Origin of the sequence: Azovibrio sp., from assembly GCF_049658005.1 — a bacterium.
Classification (GTDB): Bacteria; Pseudomonadota; Gammaproteobacteria; order Burkholderiales; family Rhodocyclaceae; genus Azovibrio.
This window is the reverse complement of record NZ_JBASOH010000047.1, coordinates 1-8,443: the sequence shown is the minus strand read 5'-3', so window position 1 is coordinate 8,443 and position 8,443 is coordinate 1. Positions and strand designations below refer to the sequence as shown.

The window sequence follows — 8,443 nt, the reverse complement described above, 5'->3', positions numbered from 1 at the left end:
CGCCTGGCGGCCATAGCGTCCCGGAACCACCCCTTCCCTTCCCGAACAGGACCGTGAAACAGGACCGCGCCAATGATAGTGAGCAATCCGCTCGCGAAAGTAGGTCACCGCCAGGCACCCCATCCCCTTCAAACCCCCTGACCCAACCCATCGGTCCAGGGGGTTTGACCCGTTTACTTCCTGGATTTACAAGACATAATCCCAATTCATTCACTTTTGTTGCAGGAACCGGAGATGCAGGATCTGCTGGATTATGGAAATGGGATTCATGCCTTTGATTCGGGTTATGTTCGCCCGGATCTGGCGGCAATCCATCTGATTGTGGAGCGCGGCCGGGTGGCGCTGGTGGATACCGGGAACAATGATTCGCTCCTGAACACCTTGAAAGCGCTATCCCGGCTGGGCCTGGGTCCTGATGCGGTCGAGTATGTGATATTGACCCACATTCACCTGGATCATGCGGGGGGAGCCGGCGCCATGATGGCGGCTTTTCCCCGGGCCCGGCTCGTTGTCCATCCGCGTGGCCGCCGGCATATGGCGGATCCAGCGCAGCTTCTGGCGGGCGTTCGTGCGGTTTATGGGGAAGAGGCCACTGCAAGGCTGTATGGTGAGCTGCTACCCGTCCCTGATGAGCGCATGATCGAGGCGGTTGATGGCCTGGAACTGGATCTGGCGGGCCGCAAGCTGCTTTGCCTGGATGCGCCGGGACATGCCCGCCACCACATCGCGATCGTCGATGAACGCGCCAAAGGTATTTTTACCGGGGATCTGTTTGGTTTGTCTTACCGGGAAATGGACGTGGCGGATCGTCAGTTCATCTTTCCCACGACAACCCCGGTGCAGTTTGATCCGGTGGCCATGCACGCCTCCATCGACCGGCTGCTGACCTATGCGCCCGAGGCCGTGTATCTGACCCACTTCGGCCGTGTTCATGCCGTGCTCCAGCAGGCAGCTCAATTGCACCGCCTGCTGGACCGGTTTCTGGAGATTGCCCGTGCTGCGGATGCGCAAGGGGCGGCTCGCCACGAGCAGATCAAGCAAGGGCTGACGGATTTGTTGCGGGATGAGGCGAAAAATTTTGGCTGTCTTCTGGATGAACGCACGCTGCTCGAACTTTGGGAGACCGATCTCGAACTCAATGCTCAGGGCCTGGGCATCTGGCTCGATCAGCAGGCGGCCCACAAATAACGGCGGTTCAGCCGCGAGCGATCAGGAAATCAAAAGCTGCCGCAGCTGCGGCGAAGCCCATGGGGGCCGTCACACACACTGAAGAGCCAAAGCCGGCGCAGTTGAGGCCACTGGGGCTGGCTGCGGCGTCGCAGGCGTTATCTGGATAGTGCAGGGGTTCTGAGGAATAGATGGCCGGGACTCCGAATTTCTTCGGGGCTTTGGGAAAGCCATAGTCCCGGCGCAGCAGACTGCGCACTCGGGCTAACAGCGGGTCCTGGATGGTTCGGCTCAGATCATCCCGGTGGATCCGGGTAGGGTCGATCTGCCCGCCCGCCGCCCCAGCCGTGATGATGTGAAGTTCATGCTTGCGACAGTGGGCGATCATGGCCGCCTTGATGCGCACCTGGTCGATGGCGTCGATGACGATGTCCATGGTGCCGTTCAGGAGGCTTGCGGCATTATCCTGAGTGACGAAGTCTTCGATACAGTGGATTTCACAGGCAGGGTTGATGGCAAGAATGCGCGCCGCCATGGCCTCGACCTTGGCCTTGCCGTATTCAAGGCCCAGGGCCTGAATCTGGCGGTTGGTATTGGATTCTGCCACCATGTCCAGGTCGATCAGGGTAATGCGCCCCACGGCACTACGGGCCAGGGCTTCCGCTGCCCACGAGCCCACGCCGCCGATCCCGACGACGCAGATATGGGAGGACTGGATTTTCAGTGCGCCCTGAGGACCATAAAGGCGCACCAAACCACCGAAGCGGCGTTCGTGATCGTGATTTTCATGCATCAGCTGGCGGCTTCGATGGTGCGGCGGATGACGGTATTGAAGGGGCTGATCCACTCCGGAGCAAATTGCTTGTCGCAGGCATTGATTTCGGCAATGGCGCGCAGCACCGAACGATTCCTGCCCCGGTGGCTGTGTTTGAGCATGACGGCTTCGAAGGCATCGACGATGGCAATGATCTTGGCTCCGGCGCAGATTTCCTCATTCTTGAGATGGGCCGGATAGCCGCTGCCATCGGGCATTTCATGGTGCTGGGCAATCATCTGCGCGGCCTCCTTCCAGCCGGGCATGCGCTGCATGAGGCCGGCGCCATAGGTCGGATGGGCTTGCAGGCTCAGCTTGTCTTCAGCGCTCATGCGTTCGACTTTGAGCCAGATACTCTCGGGTAACAGCATCATCCCCAGATCATGCAGGTAGATGGCCGCCTCGAGTTGCAGCGGGTCCACGGGGTTGCCTGCGGTTTTGCTGGTTTCCAGGGCCAGACGGAGAATGCGCGTGGTCCTGCCCTTGAAAAGAGGGGAGCGACTTTCGAACTGCATTGCCAGACTGCGAAAAAACTGCAGATCGCTGGCCACATCCTCGTCCCCGGTGGGCGTCGCGCTACTTTCCCCGCGTGCCGGCATGCTGGTGATGACGGGCGGAAAACCGGTGACGGCTTCGATCAGTTTGCCACACAGGAGGTCGACCTGGTCGGGAGGGGCCTGGGCGGCCTTTTCCAGACCCTGCACCAAAGGCAGGAGGCGCAGATTGTCCATGTCCTTGTGATGCAGCAGACTATCCGTGGCCAGCTCGATACGGTCGATGGCCAGCAGGATGGCTTCGGCAAGCAGGTCGGAAAACTGGATTTCCCCCTCACGGAAACGGGATAGCAGGGATTCGATAGGATGGGCAATCGCCGCGCCCAGGTCGAACCGGGTCAGCGTCGCGTCGCCCTTGATGTTATGAACTGCCCTGAAAATATCGGAAATCAACTCCTGGTCGCCGGGGGTTTTCTTCAGGCGGGCAATATCCCGCTCGATTTCAGATGCCCGGTCCAGCAAGGCATCTGCAAATTCTTCGAGAGCCTCGCGGTCCTGAATGACGGGCGCAATGATGGCGCGGATATCCATTTTTTGTCTCCTTGCATGACTACGGTGTACTGGGTGAAGTGTAGCCGAAAGCAGGACCGCCTGTCCCTGCCCGAACGTCGGCAATCCCGCTGCTGGCTTGACGCTTCGGGAGGGGCCTTCTATCATCCACGGGTTTTGTCTAACGATGGATTGATCTTGTCCCTGCAACAGCTGTATGCCCTGATCGGTGATGACATGAAGGCGGTGGATGCGGTCATCCGCCAACGCTTGCGCTCCGAGGTCGTTCTTGTCAATCAAGTCGCGGAGTACATCATTGCTGCGGGTGGCAAGCGCATGCGACCTGCCCTGGTGTTGCTGGCGGCCGGGACGCTGGGCTACAAGGGAGCCGATCATCACGAACTCGCGGCGGTCGTCGAATTCATTCATACCGCGACCTTGTTGCACGATGACGTGGTCGATGAGTCGACCCTGCGCCGGGGGCGTGATACCGCGAATACGGTTTTTGGCAATGCTGCCAGTGTTCTGGTGGGCGACTTTCTCCATTCCCGCGCTTTCCAGATGATGGTTCAAGTGGAGAACATGAAGGTCATGCAGGTGTTGTCCGATGCGACCAACATCATTGCCGAAGGGGAGGTGCTGCAGCTGATGAATTGCCATAACCCGGACGTGGATGAAACGCGCTACCTCCAGGTCATCCACTACAAGACCGCCAAGCTTTTCGAGGCTGCGGCCCAGCTGGGGGCCATCGTGGCGGGAGCGACAGAAGCCCAGGAGAGTGCCTTGGCGAACTATGGCATGTATCTCGGGACCGCATTCCAGCTGGTGGATGATGTGCTTGATTATTCCGGCCAGGAGGCCGATACCGGCAAGCACCTTGGAGACGATCTGGCCGAAGGCAAGCCGACCCTGCCATTGATTTACGTCATGCAGCACGGCACGCCGGAGCAGGCGGCTTGTGTCCGTCGCGCCATTGAAGAGGGCGGCCGCGATGATTTCCCCGCCGTGCTGGACGCCATCCGCCAGTCCGGGGCACTGGAACACACCCGGTTGCGCGCCAAGGAGGCAGCCGCGCGAGCCAACGCCGCTGTTTTAGCCCTGCCGGATTCAAATTACAAAGAGTCTCTGTTAGAATTGTCCGCTTTCGCGGTCAACCGGTCTCACTAGAAGGGACGACTGGATCGTCGGAGTGTAGCTCAGCCTGGTAGAGCACTGCGTTCGGGACGCAGGGGCCGGAGGTTCGAATCCTCTCACTCCGACCAATTGAATGGCCAATGAATGGCCAATGAATGGCCAATGAATGATCCATTGAACCCTGCATTGAACCTTGCATTGAACCCTGTAAAGACAACGGACCATTTTCCTTGCCTGACGGGGCCTTGCACGAAATGCACGCAATCCACGGTTTTCGTGTCCTGCGTTTCGTGTCCTGCGTGCAAAATTGCGTTGATCCAGCGCACGGAGCAATCAAGCCACCTGCACGGTGGTTTTTTTTTTTTGGCGCGCCCGGCAGGGCGCACACCAGCAAGCGACAACGGCCGCTTCCGTGCTGGTTGAGCAGACCTTTCTCGGGAATGGAGATTTTTCATGTCCAACGCAGATACCGCAGCCGTGAGCACGGGGCCCGCCTTGGCCGCTGACCCGTCTGCCACCAAGGCCGATCTGATCGATGCATCGACGCGCCGCAAAGCGCTACTGGGCAGCGCCGTAGGGAGCGCGGTCGAGTGGTATGACTATTTTCTATATGGAACGATGGCGGGCCTGGTCTTTGGCCCTTTGTTCTTTCCTGCCGCAGACCCCGTCTCCGGGCAGATGATGGCGCTGGCATCCTTTGCGCTCGCTTTTCTGATCCGGCCGATCGGGGGCATCGTATTCAGTCACATCGGCGACCGTATTGGCCGCAAGAAGACGCTGGTGATGACGCTCTCCATCATGGGCTTATCGACCTTCGGGATCGGCCTGATGCCGACCTACGACTCGATCGGCATCTGGGCGCCGGTTCTGCTGACCCTGCTGCGCCTGTTGCAGGGCCTGGCGCTGGGGGGCGAATGGGGCGGTGGGCTGTTGATGGCGGTCGAATATTCACCCAAAAAACGCCGCGGCCTCTATGGCGCCATTCCCCAGACCGGAGCGCTGTTTGGTCTTGCGCTGGGCAACCTGACCGCATCCGGGGCCGATGCCATTTTCACGAACGAACAGTTTATGAGCTATGGCTGGCGCGTGCCATTCCTGCTGTCCGTGCTGCTGGTAGGCCTCGGGCTCTGGATTCGAAGCGCCGTCGCCGAGACGCCATCGTTCAAAAAGATCCGTTTGGAGAACAAGACCGCGCGCGTGCCGCTGATCGAAACGCTGAAGCACCACTGGCCCGCCGTCCTGGTCACGATCGGCGCCAAATTCCTCGAAACTTCGTCATTCTTCATTTTTGCCACATTCTCGCTGACCTACGCGATCAAACTGGGCTTCAGCCGCGGGGTCGCGCTCAATGCTGTACTGATCGCCGCCCTTGTCGCCATCCCGGTAATGCTCGTCGTCGGTGCGATTTCTGACCGCATCGGCCGCCGCAAAATGTATGCTGCCGGCGCCATCTGCATGATGACCTATGCCATACCGTTTTTCTGGATGATGAACCAGCAATCGACGACTCTGCTGATTCTCGCCGTCATCATCGGCTTTGGCATCATCTGGCCGATGTACGGCGCGGTGCTCGGAACCTTGTTTGCGGAAAGCTACCCGGCGGACGTGCGTTACACGGGAGTTTCCCTCGGCTACCAGATCGGCGCTGCAATCGTGGGCGGCCCGGCCCCGCTGATCGCCACATGGCTGTTGAAGGAGTATGACGACAGTTATATCCCGATCGCCATATTCATCATGATCTGCGGCGTCATATCGCTGATCTCCATCGCTTTTTCCAGGGACCGGCACGGTCAGGAACTCGATGACCCACGACCACCCACCTGGAATCAGTGCGGCACGAAATCATGACTGGAACCAGCCATACCGCGATCCGAGCCGCCACCTTCTGGCGGAACCTGGGCACTGATTCGTCCCCCAGCGGGACTCAAGCGCCTGACCGGGGATCCAGCAACACCCCCGCCGGCAGGGCGGTCCATTGGATTCCATCAGGCAGCGTGGCGCGGCCGATTCTTTCCTGCAAACCGCGCAGAGGCAGGGGATAGCAGCGCACATCGTCGGTTCTGGAATCAATCAACGGCCTGACCGCAGCCAGGCATTCCGCCAGATCCCGCTCCGAACCGACCAGCAAAAAAATGCTGTATTCGATGGGCGTGGCGCGGTCGACCATTGCCCGATGCACGCGCTGCAGGCGGCGCGGTTGGGTGATGTCGTAGCCGATCAACCAGCAGCTGCTCAAGCCGCCTCCGCAGGCGAAGCCTGGCCGACCGCTTGCGCAATATCGTGCACCGCCTGTTCCAGCTCCCGGCGGAAAAATTCGGCGCGGGTCTCATACGCCGCATAAAACCGCCCGCGCCCGGCCTTGCCCAGCAAACAACCGGCCTCGCTCAATGAAAAATCCCCAGCCTTCACGGTTTCCACCCGGAATAAATCGAGCACAAAACGATCCGCCTGCGGGCGCAAAGCTTCCATCACATCGCAGGCCAGCGACTCGCGGCCAAAATCCAGACAGTGATAAAAGCCGATGAACGGATCGAGCCCCGCGCCGTACAGCGCCAGCGTCGCCTCGGCGTGCAGCAGCGTATAAGTCAGCGACAGCAAGGCATTGACCGGGTCGAGCGGTGGCCGGCGATTGCGGCCGTGAAACTTCAGTCCTTCCGGCAGGATCTCGGCCAGCGCCTCGAAATAACTCGCCGCCGCCGCCCCCTCCAGTCCGCGCAAGGCCGCGATGTTTTTTTGCGCATCGATCTGCCCCAGCATGTCATCCATCCGCCGTTCGCACAGCGTCAGCGGATAACGGTGCATGGGGCTTGCGTCACGCCGTTCGCGGATCAGCGCCTGTTGTCCGGTCAGCTTGGCGCAAACGATGGCCCGTGAAAAGCGCAGGCAGAACTCGCCATCCAGGGACAGCCGGTACTGGGCAATCCGCCGCGCCGCGTCATTATGCGGCCGCCCCAGCATCAAGGTTGGCGTCCCCTTGCGGCCAGAAAGCACCACCACGCCAATGCCGTGCTCGCCAAACTTGCCGAGCAAGCTGGCATTCAACTTGACATCGCCGCGCAGAAAAACCCGGGACAAAGGGTTCAGCGGCACCGTGCCGATGCGTTCGCCGTTCTCGACAAAGACCAGCGCCTCGCCATCGGCCTTCAATTCCACATTCTTGCGGTCAACATACAGACTGCTCATTGTTCATCCCCTCAAAGAATCATGAACGCCCCGTTGTGCGGTGCCTTGGCAGCACCGAGCTGCCGGGTCTGCTGGCGCGGGTCGAGCTGAAAAATATGGGCCCGGTCTTCATCCGGGTTCATGCGCTGCAGCAACCCCCTGCGCACCTCGCTCAGTTCCGCCGGGCTCAGCCAGCACTCGAAAAACGACTTCTGCCCGCCCGTTTTGTAGCCGAGTAAAAAACGGTGTACCCGGTAGAGCCGCTTCGGGCAGGAAATGTCGTAGCAGACGAGATAAAGACAGCGCATCGCCAGAACCTCCGCCCGGAGGCTCAAAAAAAGCGGGCAAAAAGAAAGGACCGGAGCGTGGCTCCGGAGCTGCGCAGAAAAACGGTGGCGCAAGGTGCAAAGCGGCTCATTTCTTCCTCGGCGGTTGCGTTCGACACGGCCTCATTCTGCAAAAAAAGAGAGGGCAAGAGTTGCGCGGCAAGCTTGCCAAGTTCCGCACTCAAAGCATGCGGCAGCAAACGTGCCGGGCGCAGAGCCGGCTACAAGCCATGAGAGCAGGTTTTGCAACGCGGCAAGGCCCGGGAGCCGCAGTCCCCTGAAAGCCGCGTTGCCGAGCGGCAAAGCCAGAACGGCAAGGCCCCCTGAGCGCTCCGGAAAGCCAAAGCACTCTCAAGCCTTGCCCGCCTCCGCCCAGAGTCACGATCCCTTTGAAATCAGGGCTGGGTTGTTACCTGTTAATAGTGACGGTACTACTGTAGTGGTAGGGTCTTAATCCCTTTGAAATCAGGGCTGGGTTGTTACAGAAGATGAACTACACGTCGCCATCGTTCGGTGGGTCTTAATCCCTTTGAAATCAGGGCTGGGTTGTTACCTCAAAAGAAGGAGAAGATCATGGAAGTAAGAATCGTCTTAATCCCTTTGAAATCAGGGCTGGGTTGTTACCACCATTGCACGGAAGTTTGCTGAGGCAGTTCTGTCTTAATCCCTTTGAAATCAGGGCTGGGTTGTTACGCCTCACAGATGAGCAACGTGAGGCCGTCTACGAGTCTTAATCCCTTTGAAATCAGGGCTGGGTTGTTACGCAGCAACGGATGGCGTTCTGGGTGAGAGTGCTG

The 8,443-nt window shown here is 59.6% G+C and carries 8 protein-coding genes, 1 tRNA gene and 1 rRNA gene; 5 read left to right on the top strand and 5 right to left on the bottom strand.

The window, feature by feature from the left end; genetic code table 11:
• Positions 1-2: 2 nt before the first annotated feature.
• Both rrf and WBH99_RS04815 read left to right on the top strand, forming a co-directional pair.
• Positions 3-116, top strand: a 5S ribosomal RNA gene (gene rrf / locus WBH99_RS04820).
• 118 nt (positions 117-234) lie between these two features.
• The gene (locus tag WBH99_RS04815) at positions 235-1,188 is read left to right on the top strand and encodes an MBL fold metallo-hydrolase (RefSeq protein WP_424218977.1); all 954 of its coding nucleotides are present in this window, start codon (positions 235-237) and stop codon (positions 1,186-1,188) included.
• A gap of 7 nt (positions 1,189-1,195) precedes the next feature.
• On the opposite strand, the gene WBH99_RS04810 is transcribed toward WBH99_RS04815, so the two are convergent.
• Both WBH99_RS04810 and WBH99_RS04805 read right to left on the bottom strand, forming a co-directional pair.
• Entirely contained in the window at positions 1,196-1,960 is a 765-nt protein-coding gene (locus WBH99_RS04810) for a tRNA threonylcarbamoyladenosine dehydratase (RefSeq protein WP_424218976.1), read from the bottom strand.
• The gene (locus tag WBH99_RS04805) at positions 1,960-3,066 is read right to left on the bottom strand and encodes an HD domain-containing phosphohydrolase (RefSeq protein ID WP_424218975.1); all 1,107 of its coding nucleotides are present in this window, start codon (positions 3,064-3,066) and stop codon (positions 1,960-1,962) included. The genes WBH99_RS04810 and WBH99_RS04805 overlap by 1 nt, the downstream gene beginning before the upstream one ends.
• 156 nt (positions 3,067-3,222) lie before the next feature.
• Between WBH99_RS04805 and ispB the strand changes: the two genes are divergently transcribed.
• The 3 genes from ispB to WBH99_RS04790 all read left to right on the top strand — a co-directional run bounded on the left by ispB (position 3,223) and on the right by WBH99_RS04790 (position 6,006).
• Positions 3,223-4,191 carry an octaprenyl diphosphate synthase gene (gene ispB, locus WBH99_RS04800; RefSeq protein ID WP_424218974.1) on the top strand — a complete coding sequence of 323 codons (969 nt, stop codon included), beginning with the start codon at positions 3,223-3,225 and terminating at the stop codon, positions 4,189-4,191.
• Positions 4,192-4,209: 18 nt separating this feature from the next.
• Positions 4,210-4,286: transfer RNA gene (locus WBH99_RS04795), tRNA-Pro, on the top strand.
• A gap of 325 nt (positions 4,287-4,611) precedes the next feature.
• Entirely contained in the window at positions 4,612-6,006 is a 1,395-nt protein-coding gene (locus WBH99_RS04790; protein WP_424218973.1) for an MFS transporter, read from the top strand.
• Between the two features lie 76 nt (positions 6,007-6,082).
• Here the strand turns inward: WBH99_RS04790 and WBH99_RS04785 are convergent, their stop codons facing one another.
• Genes WBH99_RS04785 through cas2 form a run of 3 tightly spaced genes read right to left on the bottom strand, consistent with a single transcriptional unit; the run spans position 6,083 to position 7,628 of the window.
• Positions 6,083-6,379: a CRISPR-associated endonuclease Cas2 gene (locus tag WBH99_RS04785; RefSeq protein WP_424218972.1), complete on the bottom strand. Its 297-nt coding sequence runs from the start codon at positions 6,377-6,379 to the stop codon at positions 6,083-6,085.
• Positions 6,380-6,390: 11 nt separating this feature from the next.
• Positions 6,391-7,341, bottom strand: a complete 951-nt coding sequence (gene cas1 / locus WBH99_RS04780) for a CRISPR-associated endonuclease Cas1 (RefSeq protein ID WP_424218971.1) — start codon at positions 7,339-7,341, stop codon at positions 6,391-6,393.
• A gap of 11 nt (positions 7,342-7,352) precedes the next feature.
• Positions 7,353-7,628, bottom strand: a complete 276-nt coding sequence (gene cas2 / locus WBH99_RS04775; protein ID WP_424218970.1) for a CRISPR-associated endonuclease Cas2 — start codon at positions 7,626-7,628, stop codon at positions 7,353-7,355.
• Positions 7,629-8,443: the final 815 nt, after the last annotated feature.